Source organism: Streptomyces sp. NPDC001549, assembly GCF_042894025.1.
Taxonomy (GTDB): Bacteria; Actinomycetota; Actinomycetes; order Streptomycetales; family Streptomycetaceae; genus Streptomyces; species Streptomyces kutzneri.
Window position 1 is genome coordinate 179,977 of the sequence record NZ_JBIAVJ010000008.1, and the last position, 19,894, is coordinate 199,870.

Sequence of the window (19,894 nt, forward strand, 5' to 3'; positions counted from 1 at the left end):
CCAGAACCAGATGGCCGATCGGCTGTCGCCACGTCCAGCCTGCCCACGGCGGGGCGAGGAGGCACCCGCCGTGGTGAGGTCTTGACGTACCGCATACGGATTCCGCACCCGGGCCGGACCGCCGCCGCCCCCTGCGGGCACGCGAGGGCTCGGGTGCGCGCAGGGGGCGGGCGGTCTACCGGCCGCTGTCCGCGAGCACCGACGGCGGCGCCTCGCGCTGGTGCGGGACCGGCGGGTGCGGTGCCGCCGGCGCCTGGACCTCGTCCCGGTGGAGCGCGACCGTACGCGTCGGAGCGGGGATCGAGATGCCCTCCGCCCGGAACCGCTCGTGCAGCCGCTTGATGAACTCGTGCTTGATCCGGTACTGGTCGCTGAACTCGCCGACGCCCAGGATCACCGTGAAGTTGATCCGGGAGTCCGCGAACGTGTGGAAGCGGACGGCCCCTTCGTGCGCGGGGTCCGCGCCGTCCACGTCCGCCATCACCTTGCCGACCACGTCGAGGGTCACCCGCTCGACGTGCTCCAGATCGCTCTCGTAGCCCACGCCCACCTGGACCAGGATCGAGAACTGCGCCTCCGGCTGGGTGAAGTTGGTCATGTTGGTCCGGGCGAGACGCCCGTTGGGGATGATGACCAGGTTGTTCGACAGGTTGCGGACCACGGTGTTGCGCCAGTTGATGTCGACGACGTAGCCCTCCTCGCCGCTGGTGAGCCGGATGTAGTCACCGGGCTGCACGGTCTTCGAGGCGAGGATGTGCACGCCGGCGAAGAGGTTGGCGAGGGTGTCCTGCAGGGCCAGGGCCACCGCCAGACCACCCACGCCGAGGGCGGTGACCAGCGGCGCGATGGACACGCCGAGGGTCTCCAGGGCGACGAGAACGCCCATCACGAGGACCACGATCCGCGTGATGTTGACGAAGATCGTCGCCGAACCGGCCACACCGGTGCGCGCCCCCGCCACGGACTGCACGAGGCCCGCCACGACCCGCGCCGCGCTGAGCGTGGCGATGAGGATGAGCAGCGCGGTCAGCGACTGGTTCACGAACCCCGAGACGCGCGCGGTGAGCGGCAGGGTAGTGGCGGCCACGGCCGCGCCCGCGATCAGGGCGGCCCCGGGCGCGATGGTGCGCAGCGCGTCGACGATGACGTCGTCCCCCCGCCACCGGGTCCGCTCGGCGTGCCGGCCCAGCCAGCGCAGAAGGGCGCGCAGCAGCAGTCCGGCCGCGGCGCCCGCCGCCAGCGCGATCCCGGCGACGAGCCAGTCGTGCAGGACGAGATCCCGGTTCAACGGACCCCCTCCGGTGCGCCGCGCCGGCCCCGGGGAGTGGCGGCGGGCGCTGCCGGCCGCCGTATGGGGTGTGGGTGTGTCGTCACCTTGTCACCTGTCAGTTTGTCGTGCGTGAAGCCGCGTTCGGGCGTGTGTACGCATCCGGAACGGGCTGCCATCCTGCCCCATGGCAGCAGGACGCACCGCAGGCGGGGCTGCCGCTGGCGGGTGCCTTGGCGATCAGGCCGGGCTCGCGTCACCCGGCCTTGATCCGGCCCGACCGACAAGACAGCCCTTAGCGCCGCGCGGCGGCGTGTTCGAGGACCGCGCGGACCTCCGCGGCGATCGCGCTCTCGGCGCGTTCGAACTCGGGGCCGGTCAGCTGCCGGGGGTCGGCCGGCAGGCCGGTGAGCACCGGGGTGTGGAGATGGCCGCCGGGCAGGTGCGGGGCGAGTTCGGCGCGCAGCCGGTTGGAGCGGTAGGCCACTTCGTTGGACAGATAGCCGCCACCGCCGCCCGCCACGGCCCGCGAGCCCGGGGTCGGGCCGTCGGTCCGGTCGACGGGAGCCGTGCCGCCCGCCGGGATCTCGGTCACGTCGCTGTTGAGGAGGACCGGGTACGGGGTCTGCACGGCGCCGGTGACCGCGTCGGCGGGGAGCGTGGTGCGGATGAACTCAGGGCCCGGGCCGAGGCCGGGGGCGGTCACCGGGTGCTCGCGGGTGCCGCCGGACAGGGCGCGCACGTTGTCGGGGTACGGGTCGGCGGACCGTGCCCGTCCCGCCCAGTCCTCCAGGGTGAAGATGCCGGGATAGCCCTGGCTGACGGTGGTGATGATGTCGGCCGAGGCGGGGCCGGCGGCCATGCGCGGGGCGAACGCCCGCTCCACCATGCCGGCGTCGAAGTCGGCGTACCGCACGGGGAGGACGACGGCGCGGATTTCGGCGGGGCTGCCGTCGGCGAGGGTCACGCGCCGTCCGTTGAGCTGGAGGGCGGCCGACCCCGACGGGTTGGCGCGGCGTATCTCGGCGTCGAGCCCGAAGGGGTCGAACCCGCTGATGAAGACGCGCCGTACACCGGGCGCGGTCCGGAAGGCGTTGTTCGTCAGGCCGCGGGAGGCGTCCTCGAAGCGGGCGCGGAGCGCGGCCCGGTCGGCGGTGAACTCCGGCTGCCAGCGGGCGAGTGCGGCGGTCATGCCGAGCCGCGCCCAGTACAGCGGCCGGTCGTCCCCGGGGGCGAGGTCGCCGCCGGGCCGCTGTCCCTGGGCCCGCCGTACGGAGGACTGCCAGAGCGCCTCGCCCCAGTCGGTGACCAGCCGGCCGGCCTCGGCGGGGCCGCGGGTCGCGCACAGCGCGGCGGGGAACCGCCGGACGAAGTCCCCGAGCCCGCCGCGCTCGACGAGCGCCGTGGTGCGGGCGTCCGAGAGCCGCGCCTGTTCGGCGTCCAGCGGTGCGGACGCGTCGGCGCGGCAGGCGGACGAGCCGTCGGCCGCTTGCGCGGGCGAGGCGACGGCCAGGGGAAGGACGGTGGCGAGAAGGGCGGCGGCCGACGCCGCACGCCGTAAGAGCATCATGCGATGTGACATTACATAGCTGCCTCCACCCCCACCAGACGCACCGGCCGCACCAGCCGTGACTGGCTCAACTCCACCTCTGTCACGGCCGGTTCACCGCGTGGCGGCGCCCCGCGCGACGTCGGCCGTCCCGCTACGCCGCCCGGTCCGGGGCCAGACCGCGTGCGGTGCCGGTCCGTTCGAGGGCGTGTCCCGCGCGCAGCACCGTGGCTTCGCCGAAGGGCCTTCCCATGAGCTGCATGCCGATGGGCAGGCCCGCCGAGTCCAGGCCGACGGGCAGGCTCAGCGCCGGAACGCCCGTGAGGTTGGCCGGGGCCGACAGCCGTACGTACGCGTCGGCGACGCTTTCCACGCTGCCGTCACCCCAGGTCACGCCGGTCCGGCCGGACTCGACGGCGGTGACCGGCACGGTCGGCGCGGCGATCAGGTCGACCGCCTCCAGCATGTCCCGCCAGGCCTGCCGCATGAGGGTGCGGGCGCGCTGGGCCCGCAGGTAGTCGCCCGCGGTCATGAGCTCGCCCGCCTCCAGGAGGACCCGGGTGTCGGCCTCGTACAGGTCGGGCACCGCCCGCAGGGTCCGCTCGTGGTAGGCGGTGGCCTCGGGCACCATCAGGCCCCAGTGGGCCGCCCGGATGTAGCGCGTCATCGGGATCTCGACGTCGACGAGCCGGGCGCCGAGCTCCTCCAGCCGCCCGATCGCCCGCCGGACGGCGGCCTCGACCTCAGGGTCCACCCGGTCGAAGTAGTAGGTGACCGGTACCCCGACCCGCAGCCCTGTCAGATCCGCCGGATCCGCGCCGCGGCCCGGCCGGTGGTCCGCGGCCGGGGCCACGACGGACGCCGGGTCGCGCGGGTCGTGTCCGACCAGGGCGGCCAGGACCAGCCCCGCATCCTCCACGGTGCGGGTGAGGGGGCCCACGTGGTCAAGAGACCAGGCCAGCGAGGTCACGCCGTGGCGCGGTACCAGCCCGTACGTCGGTTTCAGGCCGACGACCCCGTTCAGGGCGGCGGGCACCCGGATCGATCCGCCGGTGTCGGTCCCCAGGGCGAAGGCGGCCGCCCCCGCGGCGACGGCGACGGCGGACCCGCCGCTGGACCCGCCGGCCACCCGGTCCGGATCCCAGGCGTTGGCCGTCTGAGGGGTGGTCAGGCCGTAGGCGAACTCGTGCGTGTGGGTCTTGCCCACCAAGGCCGCTCCGGCCGAGGCGAGCCGCGCCGCGACGGTGCTGTCGGCCTCCGCCCGGTGCCCCGCCCGCACCCGGGAGCTCGCCGTGGTCGCCATCCCGGCCACGTCGATGAGGTCCTTCAGGCCTACGGGCATCCCGTGCAGGGGCCCCCGGTACGCGCCTCGGGCGATCTCGGTCTCCGCCCGGCGAGCCGCGTCGCGCGCACGGTCGGCCGTCACGGCGGTGAAGGCCTTCAGGCGCGGTTCGACCCGCGCGATGCGCGCCAGCGCCGAGTCCACCAGTTCGACCGGCGAGACCCGCCGGGTGCGTACGGCCTCGGCCGCTTCGGCCAGGGTCAGCTCATACGGCTCCATCGTGCTGCTCCCCTCCCGCGCGGTACGCCGCGGAGGGCGGTGTCTCGCCGAAGTCCAGTTCCCGCAGGAGCGATACGACGGCGTGGATGTGGTCGGCGGTGGCCGCCACTCCCGCGTGGCGGTCCTGCGCCAGCGGAAGCCCTGACCGTGCGGCCCAGCGGGCGGCTTCGGGAGGAGTGAGGTGCGGGGCGGACATGTGCTGCCTTCCTTCCGGGGAACGGCGGAACGATCACCGCCGCGTTAAAGCTAACGACTTGCGTTAGCCCACGGTAGGACTTACGGTCGCTTAAAGCGAATCAATCGCTTTTGTTGTCGGCTGGTCCTCTGTAGACGAAGGAACACGCGCATGCGCACCGCACAGTTCACCGAACCGGCCCCGTCCGGAACCGCTGCCCACTGGTCCGTCGGGGAGATCACGGTCCACCGCGTCGACGAGGTGCCGCTGCCGCCCGCGACCGGACCGTGGCTGCTGCCGTCCGCCACCCCGGACGTGGTGGCCGAACACGACTGGCTGAGGCCCGACTTCGCCGGCCCGGACGGCGTCCTGCACCTCGACAGCCACAGCTTCGCGCTGGTGGTGGACGGTCTGCGGGTCCTCGTCGACACGGGGATCGGCAACGGCAAGACGAGGGCCAACCCGGCGTGGCACCACCTCCGTACCGACTACCTCGAACGCCTCGCGGACATCGGATTCACCCCCGAGAACGTCGACCTGGTGATCCTCACCCATCTGCACACCGACCACGTCGGATGGAACACCCGCGAGGAGGACGGCGCATGGGTGCCGACCTTCCCGGGCGCCCGCTACCTGACGTCGAGGGCGGAGTACGAGTTCTGGGCCGCCTACGACATGGACGAGGCCCGGCGCGGCATGTTCCACGACTCCGTCGTGCCCGTCGAGGAGGCGGGCCTGCTCGGCCTGGTCGACGTACCGGCCGAGGGGATCGACGTGGCCGAGGGGCTGCGCCTGCTGCCCGCGCCGGGGCACACCCCCGGGCAGATCGCCGTGGAGGTGCGCAGCGCGGGCGCGGCGGCCCTCGTCACCGGGGACGCCGTCCACCACCCCGTGCAGCTGGCCCGTCCGGAGATCGGCAGCTGCGTCGACGTCGACCCCGTGCAGGCCGAGGCCACCCGCCGCGCGCTGCTCGCCCGGCTCGCCGGCACCGGCGCCCTGGTCCTCGGCACGCACTTCCCCGCGCCGACCGCCGGCCGCGTGGTGGCCGCGGGGGACGGGTACCGGCTCGAACCCGTGGCCGCCGCACCGGCCCGCCGCTGACCGGCGACGCGTGTCCGGCGACGCGTGTCCGGCGACGCCGTGTTGGGCGACGCGTGCGCGGCAGGCCGGTCAGCGGGGTGCGCCGAAGCCCTGTACGGCCTCTTGTGCCAGCCGGTGCGCGTACGCGCCGGTGAGGCCGGCGGGGCGGAACAGGATGCGGTACATCATCGGCGCCACGACCCGGTCGAGCACCGTCTCGACGTCCGGGGCCTCCTCGCCGCGCTCCGCGGCGCGGGCGAGCACGATGGCGATCTGCTCCGCCGCGTAGGCCGAACACTGCCCCGCGTTGTCGCCGGCGGGGTCCCCCAGCAGCGCGTCACGGATGTAAGCGCGTCCCGTGGGCGAGGCCATCTCCTCCTGGAACTGCTCGGCCCAGCCCCGCAGATCCTTCAGCAGGTCTCCGTGGTCCTCCGGCGGAGCGTCGGGGCGCAGGTGCTCGACGGCGACGTCCGAGAGCAGTTCCTGCAGGTCGCCCCAGCGGCGGTAGATCGTCGACGGAGTGACGCCGGCCCGTGCCGCGACCATCGGGACGGTCAGCTCCGGACGCCCCAGCTCGGCCTGGAGCTCACGCACGGCGGTGTGGACCGCCTCCTGGACCCGCGCGCTGCGGCCTCCGGGGCGGACCATCGCTTTTCGGCTCATGCGGCCAGCTTAAAGCAAATTTCTTGCATCATGCTCGACCGCAGCCGCCCAGCCGCAAAGCGGCCCGGCCGCCGCCCCGGACTCCGCGGTGGTGCCGGCCGCGGAGTCCGGGGCGAGGCGGGCGGCTGCGGCGGGCGCTACTTGCCGATGAAGGCGAGGAGGGCGTTGTTGACCTCTTCGGCGTGGGTCCACAGGAGACCGTGCGGAGCGCCGTCGACGGCGACGTACTCGGCGTGCGGGAGGGCCTTGTGGAAGGGCTCCGCGGTGGCCCCGATCGGGAGGATGCGGTCCGCGGTGCCGTGGAGGATCAGGGCGGGAACGTCGATCTTGGGGATGTCGGCCCGGAAGTCGGTGGTCCACGTGAGGACGGCGGCACGCGAGGCGTACGCGGAGGCGCCGGCGGCGGTGGCCCAGTTCGCCCGCACGGTTTCCTCGCTGATGCGCGTGCCGAGGTTCTCGTCGAGGTTGTAGAAGGCCTGGTAGAAGTCGGTGAAGTAGGCGTAACGGTCCTTCGTGACGGCGGCGAGGATGCCCTCGAAGACGCTGCCGTCGACACCGGTGGGGTTGTCGTCGGTCTTCAGGAGGTACGGCTCGAGGCCGGCGAGGAAGGCGGCCTTGGCCACGCGTCCGGAACCGCGGGTGCCGAGGTAGCGGCCGACCTCGCCCGTGCCCATGGAGAAGCCGACGAGGATCGTGTCGGTGAGGTCGAGGGTCTCCATCAGCGTGTGGAGGTCGGCGGCGAAGGTGTCGTAGTCGTAACCGGTGGTGGGCTGACTCGACTGTCCGAAGCCGCGCCGGTCGTAGGTGATGACGCGGTGGCCGGCGTCGAGCAGGGCGGGGAGCTGCTTCTCCCAGGAATGCCCGTCCAACGGGTAGCCGTGGATGAGGACGACCGGCTGACCGCTGCCGTGGTCCTCGTAGTAGAGGTCGATGTCGGTGGTGTTCTCCTGGCCGACGGTGATGAAGGGCATGGTGGCCTCCTGTGGCGATCTCGGTTCGGTCCGCGGCAGCAGTCTCCCGCCCCGGGTTCCCCGAACCGCGCTGGAACACGGTCTTCCGCCGGTACTTACGCAGGTCGTCCACAGCTCCGGTCACGTGAACAGGGGACCGGAAACAGGCGACTTCACCCGAATCGATGCCCTTCCTAGGCTGGACGGGCAAGCAAGCGGAGCATGCGCCGCGTACCGGCACCGGTGCGGCGCCGAGGGAGTTGTCTTGGCCAGTCACGATCCGATCGAACGCCCTGCGGAGCCCTCGTTCAGCGCGTTCCGCGCGTCGGGAGCGCAGCAGCGGATGTACTTCCTCCAGCAGATGGAGGAGGGCAGGCCGACCTACCACATGCCCGTCTTCTACGCCCTCGAAGGACGGGTGGACGAGGCCGCGCTCCGCACGTGCGCCCAGGGTCTGATCGACCGGCACGAGGCGCTGCGCACCCGGTTCGTCCTGCGGGACGGTGAACTGTGGCAGCACATCGACACCGAGGCCGCGCTCGCCTGGTCCTCCGCCGCCGCGCGCGGATCGCAGGACGTCGAGGAGTGGATGGCAGCCGAACACCACCGGCCCTTCGACCTGGAGTCCGGACCGCTCTTCCGGGCGGCGCTGCTGCACACCCCCGAGGGCGCGGTCCTCGCGCTCGCCATGCACCACATCGTCGCCGACGGCTGGTCCGTCGGGATCCTCGCCCGCGAGCTCCTCGCCGCGTACGCCCGGTGCGGCGACGGCATCGACGGCATCGACGGCATGGACGGCCCCGGCGGTCCGCGGCCGGCCGCGTCCGCGGAGGCGCCCGGGTACCAGTACGCCGACTTCTCCGACTGGCAGGAGGAATGGCTCCACGGCGCCGCCGCCCATCGCCAGCTCGCCTACTGGGAGAAGCAGTTGGGCGGCGAACTGCCCGACGCGCCCCTGCCCCGGGATGGCCGGCCCGGGGCCGGCGCGGCCCGCGGCGCGGCCGGGCTGCACTCCTTCGAGGTGCCCGCCCCGGTGCTCGCCCGGATGGAGCGCCTGTGCCGCGACACCCACAGCACCCCCTACACGCTGATGCTGGCGGCCTTCCAGATCGTGCTGGGCCGCTACACGGGCACCGACGACGTACTGGTCGGAACGCCGGTCGCCAACCGGAACCGCAAGGAGTTCCAGGACACCGTCGGCCTGTTCGTCAACACGCTGGTGATCCGCGCGGACCTGTCCGACGACCCGGCCTTCCGGGTCCACCTGGAGCGCGTACGGGACACCGTGCTCGACGCCCAGGACCACCAGGACCTGCCCTTCGAACGCGTCGTCGACCGGATCGCCCCCGGACGCACCGGCGAGGACGCGTCCCTCTTCCGGGTCATGTTCGGCCTGCACGACGAGGACGGCATGACCGACGGCCTGCCCGGCCCGCGGGCCAGGATGCTGGAAGGACCGGCCGGAACCGCCAAGTTCGACCTGACCTTCGACGTCGTACGCACCGGCGGTGCGCTGAGCTGCCGGCTGGAGTACCGGGCCGACCTGTTCGAGGCCACCACCGCCCGGCAGTTCGGCCGCCACTTCGCACGGATCCTGGACGCCGCCACCGCGAACCCCGAACTGCCGCTCAGCGGGCTGCCGATGCTGTCGGCCGACGAGCGCAGCGGCATCGGCTCGCCGCTCCCGCCCCGCGCCGCCCTCCCGCCCCGCGCCGCCCTCCCGCACGCTCCGGGCGAGCCGGCTTGTGTCCACGAGATGTTCGCCGGACACGCCGCCCGCACGCCCGAGGCCGTCGCCCTCGTCCACGAGGGCACGTCCCTCACCTACCGCGAGCTCGACACCCGGGCCAACCGGCTCGCCCACCGGCTGCGCGCCCTCGGCGTGGGACCCGACACCCTCGTCGGACTGTGCCTGCCCCGCTCCGCCGACCTCGTCGTCGGGCTGCTCGGCATCCTCAAGGCCGGCGGCGCCTACCTGCCGCTCGACCCCGACAACCCGCCCGAGCGGCTGCGCCACATCGTCCAGGACGCCCGCCTGGAGCACGTCGTCGGCACCACCGCCACCCGGGTCCTGTGGGACGCCCCCGGCCTGCACACCGTCGACCTGCAGGCCGACGCCCCGCTCCTGGCCGCCGAACCGGACACCGCCCCCGACAGCGGCGTGACCCCGGACCACCTGGCCTACGTCATCTACACCTCCGGTTCCACCGGCCTCCCCAAGGGCACCCTCGTGCCCCACGCCAACGTCACCCGGCTGTTCTCCGCCACCGACCACTGGTTCGGCTTCGGCCCCGAGGACGTGTGGACCCTCTTCCACTCCATCGCCTTCGACTTCTCCGTCTGGGAGCTCTGGGGCGCCCTCGCCCACGGCGGCCGCCTCGTCGTGGTGCCGTACGGGACCAGCCGCTCGCCCGAGGAGTTCCACCGCCTGCTGCGCGCCGAGCGGGTCACCGTCCTCAACCAGACCCCCTCCGCCTTCTACCAGCTGGCCCGCGCCGACGAGGAGCACCACCGCACGGCCGGTCCGGCCGGGTCCGGGCTGAGCCTTCGCCACGTGGTCTTCGGCGGGGAGGCCCTCGACGTCGCCGCCCTCGCCGGGTGGTTCGCCCGGCACGGCGACACCGCACCCCGCCTGGTCAACATGTACGGCATCACCGAGACGACCGTGCACGTCACCTACCGGCCGCTGACCGCCCGCGACGCCGAGGAAGGCCGCGGCAGCGTCATCGGCGTGCCCATCCCCGACCTGCGCCTGCACCTGCTCGACGCGCGCGGCCGGACCGTCCCGCGCGGCGCCGTCGGCGAGCTGTACGTCGCCGGGGCGGGCCTGGCCCGCGGCTACCTGCGCCGGCCCGAACTCACCGCCGAACGCTTCCCCACCGGCCTCGCCGCGCTCGCCGGCCGCGGCGCCGACGGGCCCGCCGGGCTCTCGGCCGGTGAGCGGCTCTACCGCACCGGCGACCTCGCGCGCGCCCTGCCCGACGGGGACCTGGAGTACCTCGGCCGCATCGACCACCAGGTCAAACTGCGCGGCTTCCGGATAGAACTCGGCGAGGTCGAGGCGGCCCTGGCCGCCCACCCCCTCGTCGACGCCGCGGTCGCACTCGTCGTACCGGATCCCGCCGGGAGCGACGTCCTCGTCGGCTACCTGGCCGTGACCGGGGCCGAGGACGGGGCGGGCCCCACCGTGGAGGAGCTGCGCACGCACCTCGCGCGGCGGCTGCCCGGCTACATGATCCCCGGTGCCTTCGTCACCCTGTCCGCCTTCCCGCTGACCGCCAACGGCAAGACCGACCGGCGCCGCCTGCCCGCTCCCGGCTCGGTGCCCCGGACCCCCACGGCCGCCTACGAGGCGCCCCGCGGGCCGGTCGAGACCGCGCTCACCGAGGTCTTCGCCCAGGTCCTCGGGCACGAACGGGTCGGCGCCCTGGACAACTGGTTCGCCCTCGGCGGGGACTCCATCCGCTCCCTCCAGGTGCTCGCCCGGGTCCGGGAACGAGGCCTCGACCTCACCGTCGCCGACCTCATGCGCCGTCAGACGGCCCGCGCGCTGGCCCCCGTCGTGACCCGGGGGGATGCGGCGGCCGGCACCGGGGCCCCGTACGAGCCGTTCGCCCTGCTCACCCCCGAGGACCGCGCCGCGCTGCCCGAAGGGCTGGAGGACGCCTACCCGATGACCCGGCTCCAGGCCGGCATGCTCTACCACAGCGACCTGCCATCGGCCGGCGGCCGCGTCTACCACAACGTGGCCTCCTACCTGGTCGAGGCGCCCTTCTCCGAGGACGCCTGGCGGACCACCGTCGAGGTCCTCGCGGCCCGGCACGAGATGCTGCGCACCTCCTTCGACCCGCACGGCTTCGGGGAGCCCCTCCAGCTCGTCCACCGCGGCGCCCGCCCGGAGATCATCTTCGAGGACCTGTACGGGCTCGACCCCGAGGCACAGCGGACCGCCGTCGCCGCCCGCTACGCCGCCGAGCGCGAAAGGCCGTTCGCCTGGGACCGGCCCCCGCTGATCCGCTTCCACGTCCAGCGGCTCTCCGACACCCGGCTCCAGCTGTTCGTCGCCGAGCACCACGCCGTCCTCGACGGCTGGAGCGAACGTTCGCTCCTCACCGAACTGGCCTCCTGCTACACCGAGGCGCTCGCCGCCCGGACCCCCGAGGACGGACCCTCCCCGGACGCGGGCCCCCGCTCCCGGTTCGCCTCCTTCGTCGCCCTGGAACGGGCCGCGCTGGCCGACGCCGGGCAGCGCGCCTTCTGGACCGGCAAGGCCGCCGACGCCCCCGCGACCCGGCTGCCCCGCCCGCAGGCGACCGGCGGACCCGCCCGCATGTCCTGGTACCTCGCGCCGCTCCCGGAGGGGCTGCACGACCGGCTGACCGCCCTGGCCGCCGAGTGCGGCGTACCGCTGCGCACCGTACTGCTCACCGCCCACCTCAGGGCCATGGCCCTGCTGGGCGGCGGCGACGCGGTCACCACCGGAGTGGTCCACAACGGCCGGGCCGAGGAGACCGACGGCGACAAGGTCGTCGGCGTCTTCCTGAACACCCTGCCGCTGAGCGTCGCCGTCACCGGCCTCAGCTGGCGCGGCCTCGTCGCGCACGTCGCCGCCGTGGAGGCGGACCTGCACGCGTACCGCCGCTTCCCGCTCGCCGAGATCCAGCGCCTGACCGGCGGCGGCCCGCTCTTCGAGACCTTCTTCAACTACACCCACTTCCACGTGGAGCGCGACGGGACCGCCGACGGCGCGTTCACCGTGCTGGAGGAGACCGGAGAGGCCGGCACCGACTTCGCCTTCGGCGCGGAGTTCTCCCGCAGCCCCGACGGCTCCCTCCTGGAACTCGGCCTGCGCTTCGACGCCGCCCAGTTCTCCGAGGCACAGATGGAGAGCGCGCACGCCTCCTACACGGCCGCCCTGTGCGACCTGGCCGAGGCCCCGGACCGTGACTGCACGGCCGCCGATCTGCTGCCGGAGGCCGAACACCGCCGCTACGCCGAGTGGAACCGGACCGCCGTCGACTATCCCCAGCCGCACGTCCTGACCCGGCTGATCGATGCTCAGCGCGACCGGACCCCCGACGCCCCCGCCGTGCGCTTCGAGGGCGCCGAGCTGACCTACCGCGCCCTCGACACCGAGGCCGAGCGGCTGTGCGCGGCCCTGCGGGAACGGGGCGCGGGCCCCGGTACCTTCGTCGGGCTGCTGCTGGAACGTTCCCTCACCCTGCCCGTCGTCCTGCTCGCCGTCCTGAAGTCGGGCGCCGCCTACGTCCCGCTGGACCCGGAGCACCCGGCGCCGCGCGTGCGGTCGCTGCTCGCCGAGTCCGGCATCGGCCTGGTGGTCACCGAGGGCGCGTGGGCCGAGCGGCTGGACGGCTGCGGGGTCACCGTCGTCCGGCCGGACGAGGCCGCGACCGGCACCGCGGGTCCTGCCCGGGCGCCCGAGCCGTCCGACCCGGCGTACATGATCTTCACCTCGGGTTCCACCGGCAAGCCCAAGGGAGTCGTGGTCTCCCACCGCGCCATCGCCAACCGGCTGCTGTGGATGCAGGACGCGTACGGACTGACCCCGGGGGAGCGGGTGCTGCACAAGACGCCGTACACCTTCGACGTCTCCGTGTGGGAGCTGTTCTGGCCCCTGCTGACCGGCGCCACCCTGGTCCTTGCCCGCCCCGGCGGCCAGCGCGATCCCGACCACCTCGCCGGCCTGATCCACGACGAGGGCATCAGCACGGTGCACTTCGTCCCGTCGATGCTCAGCGTGTTCCTCGACGACCCCTCGGCAGCGGCCCGCTCGCGTGGCCTCACCCGGGTGGTGTGCAGCGGTGAGGCCCTGCCGTACGAGGTCCAGCGCAGGTTCTTCGAGCGGCTGCCCGGAGTCGAACTGCACAACCTCTACGGGCCCACCGAGGCGGCCGTCGACGTCACGTACTGGCAGTGCCGCCCGGACGGCGGCGACACCGTGCCCATCGGCCGGCCCATCGCCAACATGCGCACCCACGTCCTGGACCGCCGCCTCGCCGAGGTCCCCCTCGGCGTCACCGGGGAACTCTTCCTCGAAGGCGTCGGCCTCGCCGACGGCTACCACGGACGACCCGAGCTGACGGCCGAGCGGTTCATCGAGCACACCGGACCCGACGGCGCCACCCGCCGCCTCTACCGGACCGGCGACCTGGCCCGGCACCGCCCCGACGGAGCCCTGGAGTACGCGGGCCGCACCGACCACCAGCTCAAGATCCGCGGCTTCCGGGTCGAGCCGGGGGAGATCGAAGCCGTCCTGGCCGAACACCCCGGCGTGCGCGACTGCGCGGTCCTGCCCCGCGGCGAACGCCTCGTCGGCTACTTCGTCCCCGACACGACCGGCCCGGACGGCGCCCCCGCACCCGCCCCCGACCCGGGCGAACTGGCCGCCCACGCCCGGGAGCGGCTCCCCGAGTACATGGTCCCCTCCGCCTGGGTGCGCCTGGACGCCCTCCCGCTGACCGCCAACGGCAAACTGGACCGCGCCGCCCTGCCCGCCCCGGACCCCGCCGACCTGCGCGGCGGCGCCGAGCCGACCCCGCCCCGTGACGCCCTCGAATCCCGCCTCGCCGGGATCTGGGAGCGCCTGCTGGCCGCCGGCCCGGTCGGCGTCCACGACGACTTCTTCGAGTCCGGCGGGCACTCCATCGACGCCCTGCGCCTGATCGGCCGGATCAACCAGGCCTTCGGCGAACGCCTCGGCGTCTCGGCCGTCCTGGAGCACCCGACCGTCGCCCGGCAGGCCGCGCTGCTGCGGGGCCGCCACGCCGCGGCGGCCCCGGACCCGGTGGTGCGCCTGCGGCCCGAGGGCACGCTCGACCCGCTCTTCCTCGTCCACCCGATCGGCGGGAACGTCTTCTGCTACCGCACCCTGGCTTCCGAACTGGACGCCGACCGGCCGGTGTTCGGGCTGAGCGCACCCGGGCTGACCGACCCCGGGGCGGCGCCCGGAGCCACGGTCGAGGAGCTGGCCGCCGCCCACCTGGAGGCCCTGCGCCGGATCCGCCCCACCGGCCCCTACCACCTGGCCGGCTGGTCCTTCGGCGGGCTCCTCGCCTACGAGATGGCGGTCCAGCTGCGGGCCGCCGGGCAGGAGGTGGCGACCCTCGCGCTGCTGGACACGGGCTACCCGGAGCCCGGTCACGTCCCGGACGACGAGAGCGAGCTGCTGGAGTGGTTCCACGAGGACCTGGCCCGCTCCGCCGGCTTCGACCCGTCCGGCGAGGGCACCTCCGCCCTGCGCAGCGCCCTGCGGAGCGTCACCGACACCACGGCCCGGCTCGCCGTCCTCGCCGAGCAGGTGGAACGCGAGGGCTTCGCCCCCGGACTGGACCCGCAGGACCTCGCCCGGCACTACGCGGTGTTCCGTACCGGGATCCGCGCCGCCGCCGCGTACGAGCCCCCGGCCGCCCCCTGCCCGGTCCTGTTCCTCCAGAGCGGGACCGGGGCCCGGGAGCAGGCCGCCGACCGATGGGCCGGGCGGGCCGTGGCCGGCCTCACCCGCCACGACGCCGCCACCGACCACTACGGGCTGATGCGGCCGCCGCACAGCACCCGGGCCGCCGCCCTCCTGCGCACCGCCCTCGCCGCGGCCGACCACCGCTGAACGGGGCCCCGGCCCGCCCGGGGCACCCATACCCCCTTCCCGCGCCGCGCGCCGGCGAGGCATGCGCCGACGAGGCATGCGCCGACGCGCGCTGCGCCCCGCACCCCGCACCCTGCGCCCGCACCAGAACAGGAACGGAACACACCACGTGACGAGTGACACCCCGGGGCCCGCCCCCGAGCTGAGCGGCCGTATCCGCGGCGGACCCGCCGAACTCCTGCACGACGAAGTGCTCGCCCCGCAGTTCGGGTTCGAGTCCCGCCACCTGCTGCGCCACTACGTCGCCATCGAGAAGACCCTGGCCGCCGAGTACGTCCGTATGGACCTGATCACCGCCGAGGAGGCCCACCGGATCGCCGCCCTGCTGGACTCCGTCGGGCCCGAGACCCTCAGCGCGCAGCCCGGCGCCAACATGTCGGACATCGCCTTCGCCCTCGAACGGCACGTCGAGGCGGGCCTGCCCGCCCCGGTCGTGCGCTGGCACGCCGACCGCAGCCGCAACGACCTCCAGGCCTGCGCCCAGGTGATGTACGGCCGCGACCAGCTCACCCGCTTCGCCGGCGCGCTCCTCGAACTCGCCGCCGTCGTCCACCGGCTGGCCCAGGAGACCTGCGACCTGCCCATGCCGGGGTACACCCACTTCCAGGCCGCCCAGATCATCACCCCCGGCTTCCACCTCGCCGCGCTCTCCGAGCACCTGCTGCACACCCACGCCCGGCTGCTGAACGCCTACGACGGCATCGATGCCTGCCCGCTGGGCGCCGGCGCCATGGCCGGACAGGAACTGCCCTGGGACCGCGACCGGATGGCACGGCTGCTCGGCTTCTCCCGGCCGCAGCCCCACGCCCTGACCGCCGTGGCCTCCCGCCGCTGGAGCGCCGAACTGACCGCGGAGCTCAGCCTGCTGGGCACCGCCCTGAGCCGCTTCACCACCGACCTGCTCACCTGGGGCGGCAGCGAGTACGGCTTCATCGAACTGCCCGACGAGCTGTCCGGCATCTCCTCCGCCATGCCGCAGAAGAAGAACTACCCCGTCCTGGAACGCATCCGCGGGCGCACCGCCCACCTGACCGCCTTCCACTTCGACGTGCTCCTGGGCCAGCGCAACACCCCCTTCTGCAACCTCGTCGAGGTGTCCAAGGAGGCCGGCACCCACCTGCTGAACGCCTTCGACTCGGCCCACGGCACCGTCCGCCTCCTCACCGAGGTGCTGCGCAGGCTGACCTTCCGCGCCGACCGCATGCGCCAGGTGTGCGAGCGCGAGTTCCTGGGCGGCTTCAGCCTCGCCAACGCCCTCTGCCTCACCGAAGGGGTGCCCTGGCGCACCGCCCAGGTCGTCGCAGGGAAGTACGTCGTGCTCGCCGCGGTGGCGGGCGCCGCCCCCGCCCCGGGCGAACCCGCCCTGCTGGCCGAGGCGGCCGCCGGGCACGGCATCACCCTCGCCGACCCCGCCCGGCTCCTCGCCGAGGCCTTCGACGTCGACCGGGGCCTGGAGCGCATGGTGTCCGCCGGTTCGGCCCGCCCCGACGCCGTGCGCGCGGTCCTGCGCACCCAGCAGGAGACGTACGAACGGCTCGGCGCCGACTGGGAGCTGCGCGCCGCAGCGGTCCGCGCGGGCGCCGAGGAGGGCGACCGCGCCCTGTACGGCGTGACCGGGGTGACCGGCGTGACCGGCGACGAGATCCACGAGGAGGACGGCGATGGCACCCGCACCCGTGTACAGCACGCCCGCTGACACCGCCGGAGGGACCTCCGCCTCCGTCCTCGGGCCCGGCTCCGGCAGCGCCTTCGGCACCTTCGGCGAACTGCTCCAGGGCGCCCTGCCCCACCCGCAGGGGGACTTCCTGGTCACCTTCCCCCTCGCCCGCTGGGCCACCGCCGTGTTCCACCCCAGACCCGGCCACCGCGGCGTCCAGGTGCGGCCGGCCCACAAGGCCAAGTCCCGCCGGGTCGCCGAGGCCGTCCTGGCCGCCCTCGGCACGGCGGACGGCGGCCTCCTGGAGGTGGCCGGGGACCTGCCCGAGGGCAAGGGCCTCGCCAGCTCCTCCGCCGACCTCGTCGCCACCGTACGGGCCGTCGGGGCCGCCCACGGGCGCGAGTTCACCCCGGTCGAGACGGAGGACTTCCTGCGCGGCATCGAACCGGCCGACGGGGTCATGTACGACGAGATCGTCGCCTTCCACCACCGTGAGGTGCGCCTCGGCCGCCGCCTCGGCGTGCTGCCCCCGCTCACCGTCGTCGCCCACGACGAGGGCGGCCAGGTGGACACCGTCGCGCACAATCGGGGCGCCCGGGCGATCGACGCCGCCGACCGGGAGGAGTACGCGCTCCTGCTGGACCGGCTCACCGGCGCCGTGGCCCGCGGCGACCTCCAGGAGGTCGGCGCCGTCGCCACCCGCAGCGCCGAGATGAACGCCCACCGCCGCCGGCGCGCCGGATTCGCGGAACTGCACGCCCTGTGCCGCGAGGTCGACGGGCTGGGCCTGGTGCTCGCCCACAGCGGCACCATGCTCGGCGTCCTCCTGGAGGCGAACGACCCGGCCCTCGCCGGCAAGACCGCGCACATCCGGGCCGGCTGCGCCGCCCTCGGCGGAGAGGTGTCCGTACACCGCTCCCTCGGCGACGGCGACAGCTGGAGCCCGAAGGCCGTGCCCGCCCATCCCACCGAGCTGGAGATCTGAGCATGCTGTTCGACACCGTGACGGACGCGATCGGCGCGACCCCGCTGGTCCGGCTGCGCCTGGGCGAGGCCCGCGGCGTGGAGGTCTACGCCAAGCTGGAACTGCAGAACCTCTTCGCGATGAAGGACCGCGTCGCCCGCAACATCCTGCTGGAGGCCCGGCGGCTGGGCACCCTGAAGCCGGGCGCCCCCGTCATCGAGAGCTCCTCGGGGACCATGGCCCTCGGCGTGGCCCTCGTCGGCCGCTCCCTGGGCCACGAGGTCCACATCGTCACCGACCCGCGCATCGACCCCGTCACCCTCGCCAAACTCCGTGCCCTGGGCTGCCGGGTCCACGTGGTCGGGGCCATGACCAGCCACGGCTGGCAGAGCGCCCGCCTGGAGCGGCTCGCGGAACTGCTCGACGAACTGCCGGGCGCCTTCTGGCCGCAGCAGTACACCAACCCCGACAACCCCGGCGCCTACCGCACCCTCGCCGGTGAACTCCTGCAGGATCTGGGACAGTTCGACACCCTCGTCGGAGCCGTCGGCAGCGGCGGCTCCCTGTGCGGCACCGCACGGGCGCTGCGCGAGAGCCTCCCCGCCCTGCACATCGTCGGCGTCGACTGCGTGGGCAGTGCCCTCTTCGGCCAGCCCGACGTACCGCAGCGGCTGCAGAGCGGGCTGGGCAACAGCCTGCTGCCCAAGAACCTGGACCGCACCCTCGTCGACGAGGTGCACTGGCTCAACGACCACGAGGCCTTCGCCGCGACCTGGGACCTCGCCCGCGAGCAGCAGATCTTCGGCGGCAACACCTCGGGCTCCGTCTACCGGGTCCTGACCGGCCTCGCCGACCGCGCCGAGCCCGGGACCAGGATCGTCGGCATCCTGCCCGACCGCGGCGACCGCTACGCCGACACCGTCTACAACGACGAGCACTGGGACGACAACCGGCTGCGCGAGGTGCCCACCGCCACCGCACCGGCCGCCCTCGCGCCCGACGGCACCGCCCGCACCTGGTCCACCCTCGCCTACAGCCCGCCCGCCGGGATCCGCCGGCACCTGCTGTTCGTGGAGTCCAACACCACCGGCACCGGCATGCTGGCCCTGGACCGGGCGCGCGAACTGGGCACCGTACCCGTCCTGCTGACCGGCGACCCCGACCGCTACCGGGGACTCGCGGACACCGGCGCCGAGGTGGTGCGCTGCGACACCAACTCCGACGCCGCCCTGCGCGCCGCCGTACAGGAGCGGTTCCGCCGCGAGGAGATCGCGGGCGTCACCACCACCAGCGACTTCTACGTACCGGCCGCCGCCCGGATCGCCCGCTGGCTCGGTCTGCCCGGCAACCCGCCCGAGGCGGTGGCCGTCTGCCGCGACAAGTCCGCCCTGCGCGAGACCCTGCGGGCCGCGGGCGTCCGCCAGCCCCGGTACGCCCTGGTCCGCGAGCCGGCCGGGGCAGCGGCCGCCGTCGCCCGCACCGGACTGCCCTGCGTGGTCAAGCCGGCCGACGACTCGGGCTCCACCAACGTCCTGCTCTGCGCCGACGAGGCGGAGGTCCGCGCCCAGACCGAGCGGATCCTCGCCATCGACACCAACGTCCGGGGCATGCCCACCGCCCGCACCGTCCTCGTCGAGGAGTACCTGGACGCGCCCGAGTACAGCGTCGAGATGTTCAGCGGGGACGGCCAGGCCGTGTGCGTCGGCATCACCGCCAAGTCCGTTACCGCCACTCCGCACTTCGTCGAGCACCGCCACCTCTTCCCCGCCCCGCTGCCCGCCGCCACCGCCCAGCGGATCACCGAGACGGTGACGGCGGCCCTGGACGCGGCCGGGATCCGCCTGGGAGCCACCCACACCGAGGTCAAACTGACCGCCGACGGCCCCGCCCTCATCGAGATCAACCCGCGCCCGGCCGGCGGCATGATCCCCGAACTGATCCGGCTCGCCACCGGGGTGGACCTCCTCGGGGAGCAGCTCCGCGCCGCCCTCGGCCTGCCCCCGCAGCTCAAGGCCGAGGGGACCGGCCACGCCGGGATCCAGTTCCTCCTCGCCGATGCCGACGGCACCCTCGGGGCCGCCCACGGCACCGAAGAGGCCGCCGCCGTCGAGGGGGTCGAGTCGGTGCTGGTCACCGCCGCCCCCGGCACACCCGTACGCAGGCCCCGCAGCGCCTCCGACCGCCTCGGGCACGTGATCGCCCGCCACCCGGAGCCCGCGGGCGTGCACGCCGCCCTCGACGCGGCGCGGGCCCTGCTCCGCCTCGACATCGAGCCCGTGCACCACTCCTGACCTTCCGTCACTTCCAGCCCGAAGGCGCGCCGTACGACCCGTACGGCCGCACCCGACCCGAAAGGCGAACCGCC

General features: G+C 74.2%; 11 protein-coding genes. 5 read left to right on the top strand and 6 right to left on the bottom strand.

The genetic code is table 11. From position 1 onward, the window contains the following. Positions 1–175: 175 nt before the first annotated feature. From ACFY04_RS16445 to ACFY04_RS16460, 4 genes are all read right to left on the bottom strand, one after another. Complete coding sequence (locus ACFY04_RS16445) at positions 176–1,288, bottom strand: mechanosensitive ion channel family protein (protein ID WP_389117205.1); 1,113 nt, start codon at positions 1,286–1,288, stop codon at positions 176–178. A 274-nt stretch (positions 1,289–1,562) separates the two neighbouring features. Beyond that, positions 1,563–2,837, bottom strand: a complete 1,275-nt coding sequence (locus tag ACFY04_RS16450) for a pyroglutamyl peptidase (protein ID WP_389117207.1) — start codon at positions 2,835–2,837, stop codon at positions 1,563–1,565. Between the two features lie 133 nt (positions 2,838–2,970). Further along, positions 2,971–4,377 carry an amidase gene (locus ACFY04_RS16455; RefSeq protein WP_389117209.1) on the bottom strand — a complete coding sequence of 469 codons (1,407 nt, stop codon included), beginning with the start codon at positions 4,375–4,377 and terminating at the stop codon, positions 2,971–2,973. Next, positions 4,364–4,573: a hypothetical protein gene (locus tag ACFY04_RS16460; RefSeq protein WP_389117210.1), complete on the bottom strand. Its 210-nt coding sequence runs from the start codon at positions 4,571–4,573 to the stop codon at positions 4,364–4,366. The genes ACFY04_RS16455 and ACFY04_RS16460 overlap by 14 nt, the downstream gene beginning before the upstream one ends. 150 nt (positions 4,574–4,723) lie before the next feature. Between ACFY04_RS16460 and ACFY04_RS16465 the strand changes: the two genes are divergently transcribed. After that, a complete protein-coding gene (locus ACFY04_RS16465; protein WP_389117212.1) occupies positions 4,724–5,653 on the top strand; it encodes an MBL fold metallo-hydrolase in 930 nt (309 codons plus the stop codon). Between the two features lie 69 nt (positions 5,654–5,722). On the opposite strand, the gene ACFY04_RS16470 is transcribed toward ACFY04_RS16465, so the two are convergent. Both ACFY04_RS16470 and ACFY04_RS16475 read right to left on the bottom strand, forming a co-directional pair. After that, complete coding sequence (locus ACFY04_RS16470) at positions 5,723–6,295, bottom strand: TetR/AcrR family transcriptional regulator C-terminal ligand-binding domain-containing protein (RefSeq protein ID WP_389117214.1); 573 nt, start codon at positions 6,293–6,295, stop codon at positions 5,723–5,725. Positions 6,296–6,432: 137 nt separating this feature from the next. Beyond that, positions 6,433–7,266, bottom strand: a complete 834-nt coding sequence (locus ACFY04_RS16475) for an alpha/beta fold hydrolase (protein WP_389117216.1) — start codon at positions 7,264–7,266, stop codon at positions 6,433–6,435. Positions 7,267–7,510: 244 nt separating this feature from the next. Here ACFY04_RS16475 and ACFY04_RS16480 point away from each other — a divergent pair, with 244 nt between their 5' ends. The 4 genes from ACFY04_RS16480 (at position 7,511) to ACFY04_RS16495 (ending at position 19,820) form a co-directional block, all read left to right on the top strand. Beyond that, positions 7,511–14,869, top strand: coding sequence for an amino acid adenylation domain-containing protein (locus ACFY04_RS16480; RefSeq protein ID WP_389117217.1), 7,359 nt, complete (start codon positions 7,511–7,513; stop codon positions 14,867–14,869). 148 nt (positions 14,870–15,017) lie between these two features. Continuing rightward, positions 15,018–16,604 (top strand): argininosuccinate lyase, encoded by a 1,587-nt coding sequence (locus ACFY04_RS16485; protein WP_389117218.1) that lies wholly within the window; start codon positions 15,018–15,020, stop codon positions 16,602–16,604. Beyond that, entirely contained in the window at positions 16,570–17,550 is a 981-nt protein-coding gene (locus tag ACFY04_RS16490; protein ID WP_389117220.1) for a kinase, read from the top strand. Before ACFY04_RS16485 ends, ACFY04_RS16490 begins: the two co-directional genes overlap by 35 nt. 2 nt (positions 17,551–17,552) lie before the next feature. After that, positions 17,553–19,820, top strand: a complete 2,268-nt coding sequence (locus tag ACFY04_RS16495) for a pyridoxal-phosphate dependent enzyme (RefSeq protein ID WP_389117221.1) — start codon at positions 17,553–17,555, stop codon at positions 19,818–19,820. Positions 19,821–19,894: the final 74 nt, after the last annotated feature.